Genomic DNA, 17,171 nt, shown 5'->3' on the forward strand with positions numbered 1-17,171 from the left:
TGGGAGGGCGTACTCCCACTCGGAGGGTAACCGGTGACGGCGGCGGGATGAGCGGGTTGGGGGTGGGGTGCGGTGGATTGGGTGAATCGGGGCGGTGTACGGCGCACGACTCTGTACGGCGCTCACTGTGTACCCCGTTCTCTGTAGGGGACGCATGGTGAGGCTGTTTCTGTAGGGCGTGCGGGATTCGGTGGGTGGGAGGTGCGGGGCGGCGGCGTTTTGGGACGGCGCCGGGGCCGCGCCGCGACGGCGCGCACGGTGCGCGTGAACTGGGGAAACACCTGCTCGCGGCGCGGACGACGGGGCGGCCCCGTCACGGCGCGGCGCGGCCTCACGGGGCGGCGCCGTGAGGGCGCGGAGCCATCCGACGGGGGCGGCGCCGCGAGAACCGGACGGGGCGGCGCCGTCGCGGCGCCCGCGCGACGCGGCCCGTGTCAGCGAGGCCGGAGCGTATGAACGGCGGCCCGATACAGGGTGGCCGGGGTAGCGCGGACGGCCACAGGCCTGATCGTGCTTACGAGCTCGCGGACGGCACGGGGCTCTGTGGCGGCGGCACGGCGCGGCGCGGACGTCAGCGGGGCCGCGCCGCCGCTACGCACGGAGCCGCTCGGGAGTGCGCGGCGCAGGGGCGGCGCGGCCAGGTCGTGCTGCGGCATCGAGGTATCCGCGCGGAACGGGGTGGGACGGGGCGGCGGAGCGCTGGATCGCGCAGCGCGGCCCACGCGTTGCGGCGCGTCGAGCGCGGTGTGAGGCGGCCGGTACGAGGCAGTGGCGAACGGCGCCGAGCGGCACGTGACTGGGCGGGGTGGCTCCGTGCAGCGACGGGGCGACGGGGCGACGGGGCGACGGGGCGACGGGGCGACGGGGCGACGGGGCGACGGGGCGACGGGGCGACGGGGCGACGGGGCGACGGGGCGACGGGGCGACGGGGCGACGGGGCGACGGGGCGACGATGGAGGCTCGCCTCGGGCGTGTCGTTTGGCAAGAGGGCGCGCCGAGCGAGATGTGTGATCCGGGGCGCGTGTGTGCGAGGGTTCGGTGCGGGGTGGCGACCGCGAGGCTATGCCGCGGTTCCGGTCACCTGGGCCATCGCGTACATGGGAACGGGCGGACGGTGCTCATGCGCTTGGGTGTGTCCGCCGGCTTTGTGCGGCCCGGTGTCCGGCGCGAGCTCGGGCGGTGGCGTGGGCCGGGTGTTCGTGGGTTCCCGCCGGACCGCGTGCAGGCACGCCGAATGGCCGGAGGTTCGCTCCGGCCTCAACTCTCCCGGCCCACCTCGGTGCCGCGACTCCGTACCGGCGACCTTGGCGCCTTGCGGCGCCGTCGGCCGGTCCGTTTCGCACCTCTCAGTGCCCGGGGCGCCTTGGCGTCCCGGTCGTGTCGCGGTGTTCCCCGTGTGGCCCCTTCTTCATCCCCCGGCACGTCTGGGATATCTCATCCCTGACGTTAAGCTGCGCGCCGACGAAGGGACCGTGTCGGCGCGCTTCTTGACTTCTCGGGTGTCAGCGTACGGCGATCAGTTCACTGGCCGACTTGGACAGTCGTTCCAGGTCCTCACGCTCCACCTCAGCGGTGAGCCGATCGTTGTCGGCGCGAAGTCGCGCCACCTCGAATTCGAGGCTCCGTACCCTGGCACGCAGTTTGGTGACCTCGTCGAGCATGCGCCGATCGGGCGCGTTCCCTACGTGGCCGTACAGGGCCTTGGCCATGGTGTCTCCTTGTGAGCGCGCGGCAGCAGGTGACGTTGGCTCGCGTACCCGCGGCTTCGCTCGATGATTGTTTGTTGCCGCCGTCGGCGGCGGAATCAGCTGGTCGCATACAGTAGGCGCCGCGGCCGCGCGGCCCGTGTCCGCGTGGTTGGCGACGATGCTGTTCACCTGTACTGGCGACACCGCCCATCCTCCGCCGGATGCCGCCAAACGTCAAGCCTGACATACCGCTGAACCCGCACCTGAGCGGGGGTGCACGCCTGGATCGCCGGGAATTTATCGGGTGTTCCCCTAGATATGCCGCAGTGGGCTCGCTTTCGTGTGACGGACGCACTAGCGTCTGGCATCGATGTCGACGCATATCTCCCCGGACGATGGCGACCGCGAGCGGCGCCGCGCCGGAGCGCACCGGCACCACCGGCACGGGGCATGGCTCGCGAAGCTCGGCGCCGCCGCGCTGGTCCTCGTCCTCGCGGGCCTGATCACCGCCTGGTTCACCGGCGCGCTGCCGCTGAGCCACTCCCCCGCCGCCGACGACGGCGCCGCGGACGTGCCGATCCAGGTCGACCCGAGCGGCCCGGAGACCACCGGCGAGCAGGCGAGCCGCGGCGGACGCGAGGAGCCCACCACGTCGCCGTCACCGTCGTCCTCGCCGGAGAAGAAGGACGAGCCCGAGGACACCGGGCCGCGCACCGAGATGCAGAAACTCGCCGCCGAGGCGATCCGGCTGACCAACGTCGAGCGCGCCAAGGCCGGCTGCGGCGAGGTCGAGGAGAACGCAAAGCTCACCGCCGCCGCGCAGGGCCACAGCGAGGACATGGCGCGGAACAACTACTTCGACCACACCTCCCAGGACGGGCGCTCGCCGTGGGACCGCTCGCGCGCGCAGGGCTACAACGACGCGATCGGCGAGAACATCGCGGCGGGGTACACGACGGCGAAGGCGGTGCTGGAGGGGTGGATGAACTCCGAGGGGCACCGCGCGAACATCCTGAACTGCGACGCGAAGGCCATCGGACTCGGCGTGGCCCGCTACAACGGCGGGCAGCTGTACTGGACGCAGATGTTCGGGAGCCGGTGACGGCGGACGCCTCGACGCGCGCCGTTGGACCACGGGGGTAGCGCGCGGGGGTCTCGGCGGATCTGCGGCGGGCCCAAGATGAGGTGCACGGGCGGCGACATGGCGCGGACGCCGTGAGCGGATCGACGGGTGGCCCGCGCTTCGATGCGACGCCGGGACGCCGAGGCTCAGGCCGCAGCCTCACAGTGGGGTCGGGCGGCCGGGTCTCGCTCGTCGCGGGCTCACCTCAATGACTACTCCACGGCGCGTAGTACGCGACATGGAGCATGTACTGCACCGCGCGTAGTACGCGGCGTGGAGTAATGGTGTGCGCGGCCGGGACCCACGGCGCGGCGCGCGGCGCGCGCGACCTGGGGAAACGCTCGCTCAGGGCACGGGTGACAGGGCGGCGCCGCATCGGCGCGGAGCGGACGACGGCGCGGCTCCGTCGTGCAGCGGTGCAGGTCCGTCGCGCGGCGGCGCGGGCGACGGGGCGGCGCCGCATCGGCGCGGAGCGGACGACGGCGCGGCTCCGTCGTGCAGCGGTGCAGGTCCGTCGCGCGGCGGCGCGGGCGATGGAGCGGCGCGGCGAGGTGTGACGAGGCCAAGCGATGGGGCGGCGCGACGGGATAGGGCGGAGCGGCGGCGCAGGGCGATTCGTTGGGCGAGACAGTGCGGCGCAGAGCGGAGGCCGCGGCGCGGGGCCGAGCGGCGCGGTCGAGCACAGAGTGCGGCGGGGCCGTACGACACGGGCGGCGACGCGCGGGCAGGTCCAGAGCCACGGCGACTCGGGACGACTCGGGCAGGCCCGGAACTGCGGCGGCTCGGAACGACTCGGGACGGCTCGGGCTGGCTCGGGCTGGCTCGGGACGACAAGAGCCGCGACGCCGGGGCGCCCCAGAACGACACATGCAGCGAGACCAGGTCGCGCATTCTGGCACCTGCGATCTCACTCAAACGGGTGAACTCCCCACCCTGAGATTCCAGGGCACCCCCACGACCTACCCCTCCCCCACGTCCCCGCCTACTCCCCCCACGCCGGAAGTCAATGCCGTCCCCGCTCCAACCCCCACCCCACCGTCCACTGTGTACGGTTTTGACCGGGTACTGTCACAGATCCGACTAATGCCTCCCTCTTTCGTGAACCATCGGTGACGATGTGTCGGCGACCGGTGACCGATCCGGCCCGCGTCCCCACGGATCGTTCTCCCCCATGGAGGCACGATGGAACTCGTCGTCTGTGATGCCCAGCGCGCGTATGGAGACGCTCTCGCCTCCGTGCTCGCGGCGCGGGGCCACCATGTCATCACCGTTCCCGACAGTGGACTCACCCAGGCGATCGACACCTACTCTCCACGTGTATGCGTGCTGGAGCTCGGCGCCGCGGTGCGGGCGCGGGGGTTGGCGGCGCGGCATCCGGAGGTGAGCGTCTTCGCGCTGACGGGGCGGGGGGACGCGAGGGTGGTGCGGGATCTGGTGGCCGCGGGCGCGGTCGGGGCGTCGTCGACGATGCGGCGGCTGGACGCGGTCGTGCGGGCGATCGAGGAGGTCGGGGACGGGGGGACGCGGTACGACCCGATTCTGTTGCGGGCGGCGATGCGTCCGGACCAGGAGATGGACGCGGCCTCGGCGCGGCGGCTGGCGACGTACCTGACGCCGCGGGAGTTCGAGGTGCTGGAGCGGATCGTGCACGGTGAGGACACGCGCGCGATGGCCACGGACATGGGGGTGTCGATCACGACGGTGCGGTCCCACGTGCAGAACGTCCTCGGGAAGCTGAATGTGCATTCGCGGCTGGCGGCGATCGCGTTCTCGCTGTGGCACGGGCTGGTGCCGGCGCGGCTGCCCGAGCAGGCGGAGGTGTTAACGGCGGCCGTATAGTCCGGCGCATGCCGGAACTCCCCGAGGTCGAGACGGTGCGGCAGGGCCTGGAGCGCTGGGTCGCGGGTCGTACCGTCGCCGATGTCCATGTCGCGCACGCGCGGGCGATCCGCCGTCACACGCCGGGGGCGGCGCATTTCGCCGAGGCGCTGCGGGACGCGACGGTCACCGGCGCGCGCAGGCGCGGCAAGTACCTGTGGCTGCCGCTGGACACCGGTGACGCGTTGTTGTGTCACCTGGGCATGTCGGGGCAGATGCTGGTGCAGCCCTCGGCGGCGGAGCCGGAGAAGCACCTGCGGGTGACCCTCGACTTCACCGACGGGGACCCGCAGCTGCGGTTCGTCGACCAGCGGACCTTCGGGGGCCTGTCGGTGTCGGACGGCGGGGCCGAGCTCCCCGGGGAGATCGCGCACATCGCGCTCGACCCGGTGGACGCGGCGTTCGACGATGACGCGTTCATCGCGGCGCTGCGGCGCAAGCACACCGAGGTGAAGCGCGCGCTGCTGGACCAGACGCTGGTCTCGGGCATCGGGAACATCTACGCCGACGAGGCGCTGTGGCGGGCGCGGCTGCACGGGCGGCGCGCCACGGAGAAGCTGACCCGGCCCAAGGCGCGTGAGCTGCTCGCGCACGTCCGCGATGTCCTCGGCGAGGCGCTGGTGGCGGGCGGGACGAGCTTCGACGCGCTGTACGTGAACGTGAATGGGCAGTCGGGGTACTTCGACCGCTCGCTGAACGCCTACGGGCGCGCCGACGAGCCGTGCCGCCGGTGCGGGACGCCGATCGCGCGGGAGGCGTTCATGAACCGCTCGTCGTACTTCTGCCCCCGCTGCCAGCGCCCACCGGCCGGATAGGCTGCCGGGATGTCCCCCGACGAGTACACCGCCTTCCCGGGCCACGACCCGGCCGATCCGCCGCCCGGAGCCGCACCGTCGGCGTGCGCGGCGTGCCAGGGGACGGGCCGCACGTGGCGGGAGTACAAGGCGGTCGGGCCACTGCGCGCGATCGACCTGGAGCCCGGCGAGGTCGGCTCGGTGCCGGTGCTGGGGATGTGCCGCCACTGCGAGGGGCACGGGTGGACGTGGGGGACCTCGATCCACTGAGGACCCGGGGCGCGCCGAGGGAGAGGTGGACGCCGGGGGCACGGCCGGGCGGTGCGTGGACGGAGCAGCGCGGCGGACGAGAGGGTGCGGCCGAACGGCGCCGACCGCCGGGCGGGACGGCGCGGCGACGGCGGGACGCGGCCGGCCTCAACGTGGACGGCGCTGATGGGGCGGGACGGCGCGGCGACGAGGCGGAGATGCGGCGGGACGGCCGAACGGCGTGCGGCCGACGACGGCTCATCGGGAACGCCGCGACGGCCGGCCCCGTGAACGGCACTGACGGGGCACGACGCCGCGGTGATGGGGCCGAACGAGACCACTCGGCGGACGGCGCGGCCGACGACCACGGCCCGGCGGGAAAGCCGGGACCACAGGCCCGTGTGGATCGCACCGACCGGGGACAAGACGCCACGCCGACTGCGGGACGAGACGGTGCGGCCGGACGGCGCGCGGCCACGACCAGGGCCCGGCGGCAAACCGGGACCGCAGCCCCTGCGTGAACCGCGCCCACGGGGACAGCACGCCGCGGGGGCAGGGGCGGTGCGGGGCGGGGGCAGGGGCGGTGCGGCCGGACGGCGCGCGGCCACGACCAAGGCCCGGCGGGAAGCCAGGACCGCAGCCCCTGCGTGAACCGCACCCACGGGGGACAACACGCCACGGCGACGGGGGCGAGTGCGGTGCGGGGGCGGGGGCGGGGGCAGGGGCAGGGGCAGGGGCGAGCGAGACAGTGCGGCCGGACGGCGCGCGGCCGACGTCCACGGCCCGGCCCGGCCCGGCGGAGCCAACAAGCCACCCCGGGCCCGCCCCGTCCACCCCCCACCGACGCGAAGACCCACCCCGGCGCAGCACCTCACCGGACCTCGGCCCCACCTCCGCACCCCACCCCCACAGCCCATCCCCCACACCCCACCCCCACCGATCCTTTCCGCTCCCGCGCACGCGATGTGACCTGCTCCGAAGCCGGGTAGAGTCACGCCATGGTCACCCGTTCCGACGTCGAGGCCGCGCAGGAGCGGGTCCTCGGACGCGCCCGCCGCACGCCCGTCATGCGCAGCGACATCGGCTGGCTCAAGCTGGAGTTCACCCAGCACACCGGCAGCTTCAAGACGCGGGGGGCGTTCAACCGGATCCTCGCCGCCTTCGAGAGCGGCGAGTTCGACGGGGGGACGGGGATCGTCGCCGCGTCCGGGGGGAACGCCGGTCTCGCGGCGGCGTACGCGGCGCGTGAGCTGGAGGTCGCCGCGACGGTGTACGTCCCGGAGAACGCGCCCGCGGTGAAGGTCGAGAAGCTGCGGGAGCTCGGCGCGGAGGTGATGCTGCGGGGCCGGGAGTACGCCGAGGCCTACGAGGCCGCCACGAAGCGCGCCGCGGACACCGGCGCGCTTTACGTGCACGCCTTCGACCAGCCGGACGTGGTCGCCGGGGCGGGGACCGTCGCGCTGGAGCTGGAGGACCAGATCGGCGAGGTCGACACCATCGTCGTCGCCACCGGTGGGGGTGGCCTGATGGCGGGTATCGCCGCGGCGACCGACGCGCGTGTGGTGGCCGTGGAGCCGATGGACTGCCCGACGCTGAACCGGGCGCTCGCCGCGGGCGCGCCGGTCGATGTGCACGTGTCGGGTGTGGCGGTGGACTCGCTGGGCGCGCGCCGCGTCGGGGGCATCGCGTTCGACGCGGCGGTGCGGCACGACGTGCACAGTGTCCTGGTGCCCGACAGCGCGATCGTGGACGCCCGGCGGTGGCTGTGGAAGCAGCACCGCTTCGTGGTCGAGCACGGCGCGGCGTGCGCGCTGGCGGCGCTCACGTCCGGCGCGTACCTGCCGGGCGAGGACGAGCGGGTCGCGGTGGTGCTGTGCGGGGCGAACACCGATCCCTCCGACCTGGGTTAGCGGCGGTCAGCAGCCGGGCGTCCGGGAGCGGGACAGGTTCCAGGAGAAGAACCCGTCGGCGTCGGGCTCGCAGTGGTGCCGGGCGAGGACGCGGTCGCGCTCGGCGGTGGGGAGCTTGTCGATCTCGGGTAGCGCGTCCTCCGACAGGGACGCCAGGTAGGCCGTGTCGAGGGTGCCGGTCTCGGCGTACTGGCGGATGTTCCAGCGCGCGATGAGCGCGTCGGGGTTGACCGTGGCGAGCGCGATGAGCATCGCGGCTCCGGAGGCGGCGACGGCGCGGGCGAGCCAGCGTCCTCGCATGCGTAGTCCGGCGAGCATGACGAGCAGGTAGACGAGGCCGAGCCAGACTTCGACGGCGAAGATCCAGACGCGCAGGCGGGTGAGTCCGTACGCCCCGGCGTAGAGGGACATGCGGTAGAGGGCCGAGGCGATGACGACCATGCCGAGGGCGCACAGGACGCCGAGCAGGACGCGGATGAGGTCGCGGTCGCCGCGGTCGCGGCGGGGTGCCTTGCGCATGACGACGGCGATGAGGGCGAGGGTGAGCCCGGTGATCCAGCAGAGTTGCCAGAAGCCGCCGCGGGCGTATTCGGCGTAGGTGAGTCCGTAGGTGGCCTGGACGTAGGAGTCGCCGCCGAAGAAGGTGACGGCCTGGACGGCGACGAACGCGGCGAAGAGGGCGTCGAGGAGGAGGACGGGGACGGCCCATTCCCAGCGGCGGACGGGGCGTGAGGGGCGGGCGCCGACGAGGTCGAAGCGGGGTGGGCTGACGGCGGTGTGGGCGAGGGCGAGGGCGAGGAGCGCGCCGAGGGGGAAGACGAGGACGCGGACGATGACCTCGCCGGCGTCTTGGGGGATGACGAAGGACACGACGCGGGCGAAGCCGGCGTCGGCGGAGGCGAAGAGCGCGCCGAAGAGGATGACGACGGCGGTGGCGATGAGGGCGGTGCGGGCGACGCGGCCGGTGTGGCGGCGTCCGGGGATGTTGGCGAGGCCGCGCCAGGCCCAGAGGGCGCCGGCGGGGAAGCCGCCCGCCGCGCCGATGGGGCCGAGGAGGAAGCCGGTGAGGCGGTAGGGCGGGGCGAGGGTGGCGGCGATGGCGCCGATGCCGGTGAACAGGCACAGGACGCTGACCCAGCCCGCGTCGCGGATGGCGGGGACGGTGAGGAGGGCCATGGCGAGGACGGCGCCGGTGGCGCGTGCGGCGCGGTGGTCGCGCGGGGCGAGGGGGAGGCAGGCGGCGAGGAGGGCCGCTCCGGCGATGGGGACGCCGAGGCCGAGGCCGCCGGCGGTCGCGGCGGCGGTGAAGAGGACGGCGGCGAGGGCGAGGGCGGCGAGCGCGGTGACGGGGGCGGTTCCGGTGGCGATGGGGATGTGGGTGTCGAAGTGGGTTTCGGGGGCGGGCCAGGGGGTGGGCGGAGGTACCGACGGGGCGGCGGCGTAGGGCAGGGCGGGGTGGAGTGGCGCGGGGCGGAGCGGCGGCATGGGGATCGGCGCGGCGTGGGGCGGCGTCGCGGCGCGGGGACGCCGGGGGTTCGGCGGCGCGGTGCGGGACGGCTCGGGCGCCGTCGGGGCGGCGCCGTGGGGCACCGTCGGGGCCGCGCCGTGGGTGCGGCGCAGCGGCGCGACGTCCCAGGACGGGGCGGGTGACGGGGCGGACGGGGCCGCGCCGCCGGGCGCCGACGGGACGGTGTCGGGGGCCTCGTCGGGGCGCGGCGCGGCGTCGGACGGGACTGCGTCGGGCGGGGCGGGAGCCTCGGCGGCCGCTCCGGTCTCCTCCCCCGGCTTCGGCAGTTTCGCGCGGAGGTCGGGGGCTGCCTCGTGCCACGGCGGGGGCTGCTGGTGCTCGGTCATCGGGGGTTCCTCTCTGCGGTGGAGGTGGGGACCGGGCGCCGCGCACGGGCACGGCGCGGCGACCGGTCCCCGGGCAGGGGGTAACGGCTGGGGCCGGACGGTGGTCCGGTTGGGGGTGGTGGGGTGTGTCAGGCGCGGGGCAGTCGCACCCGGATGAGGCAGCCGGTCGGTGTGTCGGCGACGGCGATGCGGCCGCCGTGCAGGTCGACGATCCAGCGGGAGATGGACAGGCCGAGGCCGGTGCCGCCGTCGTTGCGTCCGGCGTTGCCGCCGCGGGTGAAGCGTTCGAAGACGCGGAGGCGGTCGCCGGCGGGGATGCCGGGGCCCTGGTCGGCGACTTCGAGGAGGAGGTCGTGGTCGGCGGAGGCCGCGCTGAGGGTGATGGTGCCGCCGGGTGGGCTGTGGCGGACGGCGTTGTCGAGGAGGTTGGCGACGACCTGGTGGAGGCGGGCGCGGTCGGCGTGGGCGGTGAGGCGGGGTGGGGCCTGGACGTCGATGGTGATGTCGGAATGGGTGTGGAGGGCCTGTTCGGCGGCGACCTGGCGGAGGAAGGGGCGGACGTCGAAGGTGGCGCGGCGGAGGGGGACGGCTCCGGCGTCGAGGCGGGACACGTCGAGGAGTTCGCCGACGAGGCGGCCGAGGCGTTCGGTCTGGGCGAGGGCGGTGCGGAGGGTGTCCGGGTCGGGTTGGGAGACGCCGTCGACGATGTTCTCCAGGACGGCGTGGAGCGCGGTGATGGGTGTGCGCAGTTCGTGGGAGACGTTGGCGATGAGTTCGCGGCGTTCGCGGTCGACGGTGGCGAGGTCCCCGGCCATGTGGTTGAAGGCCTCGGCGAGGACGCCGACCTCGTCCTGGGAGGTGGCGCGGACGCGGACGTCGTAGTCGCCGCGGGCCATCTGGCGGACTCCGGCGGTCATCTCGCGCAGGGGTGAGGTCATGCCGTGGGCGAGGACGCGGGAGACGAACACGGCTCCGGCGATGGCGATGGTGGCCATCTTCCAGGGCAGGAAGCCGAGGAGTGCCCAGAAGACGAGGAGCCCGAAGCAGCCGGAGCCGACGAGCAGGATGGTGATCTTGATCTTGAAGGAGCCGATGGGGTCGAGGGGGCGGGGGGCGACGTCGCCAAGCCAGATCCAGAGCTTGCCGAGGGGGCCGGTGTCGGCGGCGCGGGCGCGGGGGCTGTCGAGGAAGGCGGGCACTTTCATCGGGGTGCCTCCAGCGCGTAGCCGACGCCGTGGACGGTGCGGATGACGCCGTCGCCGAGTTTGCGGCGCAGGGCGCGGACGTGGGTGTCGACGGTCCGCGCGCCGGACGCCGCCGCGTGTCCCCACACCGCCTGGAGGAGCTGCTCGCGGGTGTGGACGGCGCGGGGCCGCGCGGCCAGGTGCGCCAGCAGGTCGAACTCGGTGGCGGTGAGGTGGACCTCCTCGCCTTCGACGCGGACGCGCCGCTCGGCGGGGTCGATGGCGAGGCCGCCGATGGTCAGGGCCGGTGGGCGGGACGGGGCCGCGCCGCGTCCGACGCGGCGCAGCAGCGCCGCCAGCCGGGCGGTGAGCTCGCGCATCGAGAAGGGCTTGGTGAGGTAGTCGTCGGCGCCGACGCCGAGCCCGACGAGCAGGTCGGTCTCGTCGTCGCGGGCGGTGAGCATGAGGACGGCGACGGGCGAGTCGGCCTGCACGCGGCGGCACACCTCCAGGCCGTCGATGCCGGGCAGCATGACGTCCAGGACGAGCGCGTCGGGCCGGTACTCGGCGGCGGCCGCGACGGCGGCGAGGCCGTCGTGGACGACGCGCGTGTCGTATCCCTCGGCGCCGAGGCGGGCGGCGACGGAGGCGGCGATGATCGGCTCGTCCTCGACGATCAGGACGCGCCGCCGGGCGTCTCGGGGGTCTGTACCGGGCATGGGGGCAACAGTAGGCGCGGGTTGTGGGGACGCCGCCGGGGAGTTGTGAAGATGTCGCGAAGATTGCCGCGCCCGATTCGCCCCGGCACGCGAACGGTGAACGGAAACTCACCCTTTCACCGTTAAGGACGCGCCCGACACGCCCCGAAATGCTTGACTCGCCCCCCGCTCTTATTGAAACTGAATGCCAAGTTCGTCTAGAGGAGGATCGACCGTGAAGGTCGCGTTCGTGGGCAAGGGCGGCAGTGGCAAGACGACACTGGCCTCCCTGTTCGCCCGTCGTCTCGCCCGGCAGGGCAACACCGTTTTCGCCATCGACGCCGACGTCAACCAGCACCTGGCGTGCGCGCTCGGCATGGCCGAGATGGACGCGGTGGCGCTCCCGACACTCGGGGACGCCCTGCCGCGCATCAAGGAGCACCTGCGCGGGGACAACCCCCGCATCGCCTCGGCGGAGCAGATGCTCAAGACCACGCCGCCCGGCCCCGGCTCCCGGCTGGTCCGGGTCGCCGCCGGGGACCCGATCCTGCGGGACCTGACCACCGAGATCGGCGGCGTCCGGCTCGCCGTCACCGGCGGTTTCACCGAGAACGACCTGGGCGTGGCCTGCTACCACTCCAAGACCGGCGCGGTGGAGCTGCTGCTCAACCACATCGTCGACCTGCCCGGCCAGTACGTCATCGTCGACATGATCGCCGGGGCGGAGGCCTTCGCCTCGGGCATGTTCACCCGTTTCGACACCACCTTCCTGGTGTGCGAGCCGACCGTCCGCAGCGTCGGCGTGTTCAAGCAGTACGCCGGATACGCCGCCGACTTCGACGTGCGCATCGCCGTCATCGGCAACAAGGTCGACGACGAGTCCGATGTGGACTTCCTGCGCGAGCACGTCGGCGACGCCCTCGTCGGCTGGGTCGGCCGCTCCGCCTTCGTCAAGGCCGGTGAGCGGGGCAAACACCTCGACATCACCGACCTGGAACCGGCCAACCTCACCGTCCTGGACACCGCGAAGGCGCTACTGGACTCGGCCGGCAAGGACTGGATCAAGTTCACCCGGCAGGCCCACGAGTTCCACCGCCGCAACGCCGAGGCGTGGGGCAGCGAGCGCGCCGGCGCCGACCTGTCGGCCCAGATCGACCCGGAGTACGTCCTCGGCCCGCAACTGCTGGAGACGGCCCCGGTCCTGCGTTGATCACGGATCCGTGACAACCACCCGACAGTACGTGCGCGCCGGTTGCGCTCAACTGGACCACGTGCCACCGACCGAAAGGAGCGACAATGTCCCTCGATGTATCGCCCGACCTGCTGGAGAAGGCCGAGCGCGGTGAGGTCACCGACGCCGAGTTCGTCGAATGCGTGCGGACCTCTCTGCCGTTCGCCTGGGAGACGATCAGCCGGGTCGTGGGTGATCTCGGCACGTCCGACGAGCCGTTCGCCGACAACGTGACGCCCCCGCCGGACGAGAAGGCGCGCGGCCAGCTGCTGCGGGCCCTCGCCTCCGACGCCATCCGGGGCGGCCTGGAGCGGCACTTCGGCGTCAAGCTGGCGTTCCAGAACTGCCACCGGGTCGCCGCGTTCCGCCCCTCGGCGGTGGACTCCGAGCGCTACCGGAAGTTCATCTCGCCCGTGGGCCAGCTGCGCAACCAGTCCCCCGAGCTGCGGGACTGCTGACACGTGCCGGGGGCGGCGGCGCCTTCACCGCCGTCCCCGGCGCCCAAATGAAGAGTGGGGCGTCCACGATGGACTTAGGTCTGTTCCTGGTGGGCGCGGGCTTTCCCGGTACGCCCGCGCACACGGCCCTGCGGAACACGCTCGGTTTCGGTCGGCTCGCCGAGGAGGCGGGCCTGCCGGGCGTGTGGCTGGCCGAACACCATTTCATCTCCTATGGCGTGTGCCCGTCGGCGACGGTCGCGGCGGGCGTCCTGCTGGGCGGCACGAGCCGCATCACCGTCGGCGCGGCGGCGTGCGTCCTGTCGAACCGGCAGCCGGTGGCGCTGGGCGAGGAGGCGGTGATGCTGGACGCGCTGTCCGGCGGCCGGTTCCGGCTCGGCGTGGCGCGCGGTGGCCCGTGGGTGGACCTGGAGGTCTTCGACACCGGCCTGGACCGCTTCGAGCACGGCTTCGCCGAATCCCTCGACGTCCTGTGCGACTGGACGTCGGGCAAACCGCGGGTGGCGGCTTCGGGCCGCTTCCACGAGTTCCGCGAGGTCCGGGTGGTCCCCCGCCCGGAGGGCCCGCTGCCGATGTGGGTGGCCGCAACGTCGGTGTCCACGGTGGACATCGCCGCGGCGCGCGGTATCCCGCTGATCCTGGGCATGCACATCGGCGACGAGGAAAAGGCGGCGATGCTGGACCGCTGGCGCCGGATCGCCGGCGAGCACGGGCACGACCCGGGCGCCGCGGAGCACGCGGCGGCCCATCTGTGCCATGTGGACGACTCGCGCAGGCGCGCGGCGGCCGCGCTGCGTTCGGCGATGCCGGGCTGGATCGCCGAGGGCACCGCCGGATACGTGCGCGTCGACGGGACGCCCGGGCCGGCACGCGACCCGGACGCCTACGTCGAATCCCTCATCGGGATGCACCCGGTCGGCCCGCCCGGGTACTGCGCGGGCGTGCTGGCGCGCTCCGCGGAGCGCACCGGCGTCCGGCACGCGCTGCTGATGGTGGAGGGCACCGGTGACCCGGACGTCACCGGCGCCGTGATCCGCCGTCTGGGAGAGGAGGTGGCGCCCCTCCTCGGGTGACTCAGGTGAGTCTGGCGTCGGCGAACTGGTCGGCGACCAGCATGTCGACGTACTTGGGGTCCAGGCCGCGCGAGACGAACCAGGCGCCCACGTTGCGGACGTCGCGTTCCAGGAAGAACCGCCCGCGCGGGTTGGCGACCACGTCGATGATCTGCGGCATGTCGATGATCACCAGCCGTCCCTCGTGGACGATGATGTTGTACGACGACAGGTCGCCGTGGGCGAAGCCGTCGCGGGCCATGATGGTCATGTTGTGGACGAGCTGCTCCCACAGATCGTCCAGCTCCGCCCGCTCGGGCCGGATGTTCTCCAGTCGCGGGGCGGCCTGCTTGTCGGTGCCCACGAACTCCATGATCACCTCGGTGCCCACGATCTGCACCGGGTACGGGACCGAGGCGCCCGCGCGGTGCATGCGCACCAGCGCGTTCCACTCGGTGGCCGCCCACTGCCCGGCCAGCATCTCCTGGCCGACCTTGGTGCCCTTCTCCATCGCGCGCTGGTCGCGCGACTTGCGGACGGTGCGGCCCTCGGTGTACTCCGAGCTGCGGCTGAACATGCGGTGGTCGGCGTCGCGGTACCGCTTGGCGGCCAGCAGGACCGTCCGGTCGGTGTCGGGCACGAAACGCTCGATCAGGAAGACGTCGGCTTCCTTGCCGGTCTTGAGGATGCCGTGTTCGAGGTCGACGGCGCCCAGGTCGGTGATGAGCCACGACGGCCACGGCTTCGGGGCGCGCTGGAGCGGCTCGGACTGGTCCCACGTGGTCCAGCGGTCGCCGACCGGGGGTTTCTCGGGGTCGAACTCCTCGAAGTCGCCGTCGACGGCGTCGTCGAAGCGCTCGGCCTCTGCGTAATAGAAGTCCTCGGAGGACTGCTTCTTGCCACGGGACTTGATACGGACGAAGGAATCGTCAGAACGCACTGCTGGATCTCCTAAGGAGGAAGTCTTGACCCGCGTCACCAGAGGACTGCGGGGAGGATCGCCGCTATGGCGGACTAGCGGCCCTCGGTGAGGAGGGCGGGGAGGACATGCGGCATCGGCCGCGCAGCGGCAGTCATCGTCGGCGCCTCCTCTCTCTCACTCGCGCGGACCCCTCGGGGCCGGCGCCGTAACTTCCGGTCAGGGACATTAGCGGATCTTGACGATGGGGGCAAGGGGTTTTTCCGCGGACGCACGAGCGCGGCCCGTCCCGGTGTGGGACGGGCCGCGTCAGCCCTGTTCGCCCGCCTGTTTCCCCGCTCCGGGGCTAGCCATGAGGCCCCGGGCGGTGGTGGTCCCGCCGTCAGGTGCCGACGGTCGGCGGGTCGGGGACCTTCATGCCGGTGTGGCCGAACGTGGCGTCGAAGGCGCGCTTCCAGTCGCCGTTCGAGATGGCCTCGGTGAGGGTGTCGTTGATGAACTTGCGCAGCTCCGGCGAACCGTGCTTCAGGCCGATGCCGTAGGGCTCCTGGCCCAGCGACACGTTCAGGACGCGGTAGGCGCCGGGCGTCGACTCGCGGAAGCCCTGCAGGATCACGTTGTCGGTGCTGACCGCGTCCACCGGGTCGGCGCCGTCGAGGGCGGCGACGCAGCTGGAGTAGTCCTTCAGCTCGACGGGAGTGACGCCCTTGACCTCCTTGAGGCGCTGGAGCGACGTGGAGCCCTTCGCCGCGCACACCTTCTTGCCCTGCAGGTCGTCCATCGTCTTGATGGTCGAGCCCTCCTTCACCAGGACGTCCTGGTTGGCGGTGAAGTAGGGGCCGGCGAAGTCGACCTCCTGCATGCGCTGCTGGGTGATGGTGAAGGTCGCGATGACCATGTCGACCTCGCCGTTGGACAGGTACTCCGTGCGGCTCTTGGCGAGGGTCTCCACGAACTCCAGGTTGCGGCCCTCTTCGACGGTGCCGAAGATGCGCTGGGCGATGATGCGGGCGACCTCGGCGTCGAAGCCGTCGATGCGGCCCGTGGCGGCGTTGCGGAGGCCGGTGAGGGGCTGGTCGAAGCGCGTGCCGACCAGGAGGCGCCCGACCTCTTTGATCTTCTCGATCTCGGCCGGGAGCGCGTCGTCGGGAGCCTGCGCGATCACGTACCGGGACGGCGACTGCGACTTCGGCTCGGTCGGCGCCGCGCAGGCCGCCGCCGACAGAAGTGACAGGCCCGTAAGGACGATGAGCAGGCGCCGAAGAGATGATCTCGATCTTAAAAAGGGCGAGCGGATCACGACGATGAGCTTGGCAGGCTTGAGCATGTGGAGGAGCCTAGCGAGAATCGGTGAGCGTGTGACGGAGACCCCAGTGGCATTTTTTCGGCCATAACCGCCCGTTGGGACTACCGTTGCCGTCGTGACACAGACGGCGGCAGCGCGGCCCGGCCACAGTGACGGACCGCTACAGATCCAGCGGCGCGGACTCGTCGGCTACCAGGCCGCGTGGGACGAGCAACGCGCCCTGCACGCCGAGCGGATGGCCGACGAACGGCCCGACACCGTCCTGCTGCTGGAGCACCCGAGCGTGTTCACCGCGGGCAAGCGCACCGAGGAGTGGCAGCGTCCCAACGACGGGACGCCGGTGGTCGAGGTCGACCGGGGCGGGCTGATCACCTGGCACGGTCCCGGGCAGATCGTGGGCTACCCGATCGTGCGGCTCCCCAAGCCCCTCGACGTCGTCGCCTACGTGCGGCGGATGGAGCAGGTGCTCATCGACGTGTGCGCCGAGCTGGGCGTCCACACCATTCCGATCCCCGAGCGGACGGGCGTGTGGGTTCCGGCCGACGACCGGGGCCCGGCGCGGAAGATCGCCGCGATCGGGGTGCGCGTGCGGTGGGCGGTGACGATGCACGGCTTCGCGCTGAACTGCTGTAACTCCTTCGACGGTTTCAACGCGATCGTGCCGTGCGGCATCGTCGACGCCGAGGTGACGTCGCTGTCGAAGGAGCTGGGCCGCGAGGTGAGTGTCGAGGAGGTCCTGCCGATCGTGGAGCGGCACCTCCCGAAGCTGATCCCCTAAGACCTGCCCTGGACGGCGTTCTCAAATGGCGAAGACGAAGGCCCGCCCC

At 72.8% G+C, this 17,171-nt stretch carries 15 protein-coding genes; 9 read left to right on the forward strand and 6 right to left on the reverse strand.

The window, feature by feature from the left end:
• Nucleotides 1–1,502: 1,502 nt before the first annotated feature.
• A complete protein-coding gene (locus tag QSK10_RS02450) occupies nt 1,503–1,709 on the reverse strand; it encodes a hypothetical protein (protein ID WP_285660914.1) in 207 nt (68 codons plus the stop codon).
• Nucleotides 1,710–2,058: 349 nt separating this feature from the next.
• Between QSK10_RS02450 and QSK10_RS02455 the strand changes: the two genes are divergently transcribed.
• The 5 genes from QSK10_RS02455 (at nt 2,059) to QSK10_RS02475 (ending at nt 7,642) form a co-directional block, all read left to right on the forward strand.
• A complete protein-coding gene (locus QSK10_RS02455) occupies nt 2,059–2,790 on the forward strand; it encodes a CAP domain-containing protein (protein ID WP_285660915.1) in 732 nt (243 codons plus the stop codon).
• 1,203 nt (nt 2,791–3,993) lie between these two features.
• Complete coding sequence (locus tag QSK10_RS02460) at nt 3,994–4,650, forward strand: response regulator transcription factor (RefSeq protein ID WP_285660916.1); 657 nt, start codon at nt 3,994–3,996, stop codon at nt 4,648–4,650.
• A gap of 8 nt (nt 4,651–4,658) precedes the next feature.
• The gene (gene mutM / locus QSK10_RS02465; RefSeq protein WP_285660917.1) at nt 4,659–5,504 is read left to right on the forward strand and encodes a bifunctional DNA-formamidopyrimidine glycosylase/DNA-(apurinic or apyrimidinic site) lyase; all 846 of its coding nucleotides are present in this window, start codon (nt 4,659–4,661) and stop codon (nt 5,502–5,504) included.
• Nucleotides 5,505–5,513: 9 nt separating this feature from the next.
• The gene (locus QSK10_RS02470; protein ID WP_285660918.1) at nt 5,514–5,753 is read left to right on the forward strand and encodes a hypothetical protein; all 240 of its coding nucleotides are present in this window, start codon (nt 5,514–5,516) and stop codon (nt 5,751–5,753) included.
• A gap of 977 nt (nt 5,754–6,730) precedes the next feature.
• Entirely contained in the window at nt 6,731–7,642 is a 912-nt protein-coding gene (locus tag QSK10_RS02475; protein ID WP_285660919.1) for a threonine/serine dehydratase, read from the forward strand.
• A 6-nt stretch (nt 7,643–7,648) separates the two neighbouring features.
• Here QSK10_RS02475 and QSK10_RS02480 read toward each other — a convergent pair whose 3' ends face one another.
• From QSK10_RS02480 to QSK10_RS02490, 3 genes are all read right to left on the reverse strand, one after another.
• Entirely contained in the window at nt 7,649–9,496 is a 1,848-nt protein-coding gene (locus tag QSK10_RS02480; protein ID WP_285660920.1) for a DUF4153 domain-containing protein, read from the reverse strand.
• Between the two features lie 128 nt (nt 9,497–9,624).
• Nucleotides 9,625–10,701 (reverse strand): HAMP domain-containing sensor histidine kinase, encoded by a 1,077-nt coding sequence (locus QSK10_RS02485; protein WP_285660921.1) that lies wholly within the window; start codon nt 10,699–10,701, stop codon nt 9,625–9,627.
• On the reverse strand, nt 10,698–11,399 hold the full coding sequence (locus tag QSK10_RS02490) for a response regulator transcription factor (RefSeq protein WP_285660922.1): 702 nt from the start codon (nt 11,397–11,399) through the stop codon (nt 10,698–10,700). The genes QSK10_RS02485 and QSK10_RS02490 overlap by 4 nt, the downstream gene beginning before the upstream one ends.
• A 214-nt stretch (nt 11,400–11,613) precedes the next feature.
• On the opposite strand from QSK10_RS02490, the gene QSK10_RS02495 reads away from it, so the two are divergent.
• From QSK10_RS02495 to QSK10_RS02505, 3 genes are all read left to right on the forward strand, one after another.
• Complete coding sequence (locus QSK10_RS02495; protein ID WP_285660923.1) at nt 11,614–12,588, forward strand: ATP-binding protein; 975 nt, start codon at nt 11,614–11,616, stop codon at nt 12,586–12,588.
• Nucleotides 12,589–12,674: 86 nt separating this feature from the next.
• Nucleotides 12,675–13,067, forward strand: coding sequence for an SCO5389 family protein (locus tag QSK10_RS02500; protein ID WP_285660924.1), 393 nt, complete (start codon nt 12,675–12,677; stop codon nt 13,065–13,067).
• Between the two features lie 68 nt (nt 13,068–13,135).
• A complete protein-coding gene (locus QSK10_RS02505; protein ID WP_285660925.1) occupies nt 13,136–14,140 on the forward strand; it encodes an LLM class flavin-dependent oxidoreductase in 1,005 nt (334 codons plus the stop codon).
• A gap of 1 nt (nt 14,141) precedes the next feature.
• On the opposite strand, the gene QSK10_RS02510 is transcribed toward QSK10_RS02505, so the two are convergent.
• Both QSK10_RS02510 and QSK10_RS02515 read right to left on the reverse strand, forming a co-directional pair.
• Complete coding sequence (locus tag QSK10_RS02510; RefSeq protein WP_285660926.1) at nt 14,142–15,059, reverse strand: serine protein kinase RIO; 918 nt, start codon at nt 15,057–15,059, stop codon at nt 14,142–14,144.
• A 361-nt stretch (nt 15,060–15,420) separates the two neighbouring features.
• Nucleotides 15,421–16,365, reverse strand: a complete 945-nt coding sequence (locus QSK10_RS02515) for a glutamate ABC transporter substrate-binding protein (protein WP_285660927.1) — start codon at nt 16,363–16,365, stop codon at nt 15,421–15,423.
• Between the two features lie 94 nt (nt 16,366–16,459).
• On the opposite strand from QSK10_RS02515, the gene lipB reads away from it, so the two are divergent.
• Complete coding sequence (gene lipB, locus QSK10_RS02520) at nt 16,460–17,122, forward strand: lipoyl(octanoyl) transferase LipB (protein WP_285660928.1); 663 nt, start codon at nt 16,460–16,462, stop codon at nt 17,120–17,122.
• Nucleotides 17,123–17,171: the final 49 nt, after the last annotated feature.

The organism is Actinorhabdospora filicis, assembly GCF_030269765.1.
Taxonomy (GTDB): domain Bacteria; phylum Actinomycetota; class Actinomycetes; order Mycobacteriales; family Micromonosporaceae; genus Actinorhabdospora; species Actinorhabdospora filicis.

What these genes read in the sequence shown, in the direction of transcription:
- QSK10_RS02490 (WP_285660922.1), bottom strand. Translation starts at nt 11,399, where the DNA reads ATGCCCGGTACAGACCCCCGAGACGCCCGGCGGCGCGTCCTGATCGTC.
- QSK10_RS02485 (WP_285660921.1), bottom strand. Translation starts at nt 10,701, where the DNA reads ATGAAAGTGCCCGCCTTCCTCGACAGCCCCCGCGCCCGCGCCGCCGAC.
- QSK10_RS02450 (WP_285660914.1), bottom strand. Translation starts at nt 1,709, where the DNA reads ATGGCCAAGGCCCTGTACGGCCACGTAGGGAACGCGCCCGATCGGCGC.
- QSK10_RS02505 (WP_285660925.1), top strand. Translation starts at nt 13,136, where the DNA reads ATGGACTTAGGTCTGTTCCTGGTGGGCGCGGGCTTTCCCGGTACGCCC.
- QSK10_RS02470 (WP_285660918.1), top strand. Translation starts at nt 5,514, where the DNA reads ATGTCCCCCGACGAGTACACCGCCTTCCCGGGCCACGACCCGGCCGAT.
- QSK10_RS02455 (WP_285660915.1), top strand. Translation starts at nt 2,059, where the DNA reads ATGTCGACGCATATCTCCCCGGACGATGGCGACCGCGAGCGGCGCCGC.
- QSK10_RS02500 (WP_285660924.1), top strand. Translation starts at nt 12,675, where the DNA reads ATGTCCCTCGATGTATCGCCCGACCTGCTGGAGAAGGCCGAGCGCGGT.
- QSK10_RS02515 (WP_285660927.1), bottom strand. Translation starts at nt 16,365, where the DNA reads ATGCTCAAGCCTGCCAAGCTCATCGTCGTGATCCGCTCGCCCTTTTTA.
- mutM (WP_285660917.1), top strand. Translation starts at nt 4,659, where the DNA reads ATGCCGGAACTCCCCGAGGTCGAGACGGTGCGGCAGGGCCTGGAGCGC.
- QSK10_RS02475 (WP_285660919.1), top strand. Translation starts at nt 6,731, where the DNA reads ATGGTCACCCGTTCCGACGTCGAGGCCGCGCAGGAGCGGGTCCTCGGA.
- QSK10_RS02480 (WP_285660920.1), bottom strand. Translation starts at nt 9,496, where the DNA reads ATGACCGAGCACCAGCAGCCCCCGCCGTGGCACGAGGCAGCCCCCGAC.
- QSK10_RS02460 (WP_285660916.1), top strand. Translation starts at nt 3,994, where the DNA reads ATGGAACTCGTCGTCTGTGATGCCCAGCGCGCGTATGGAGACGCTCTC.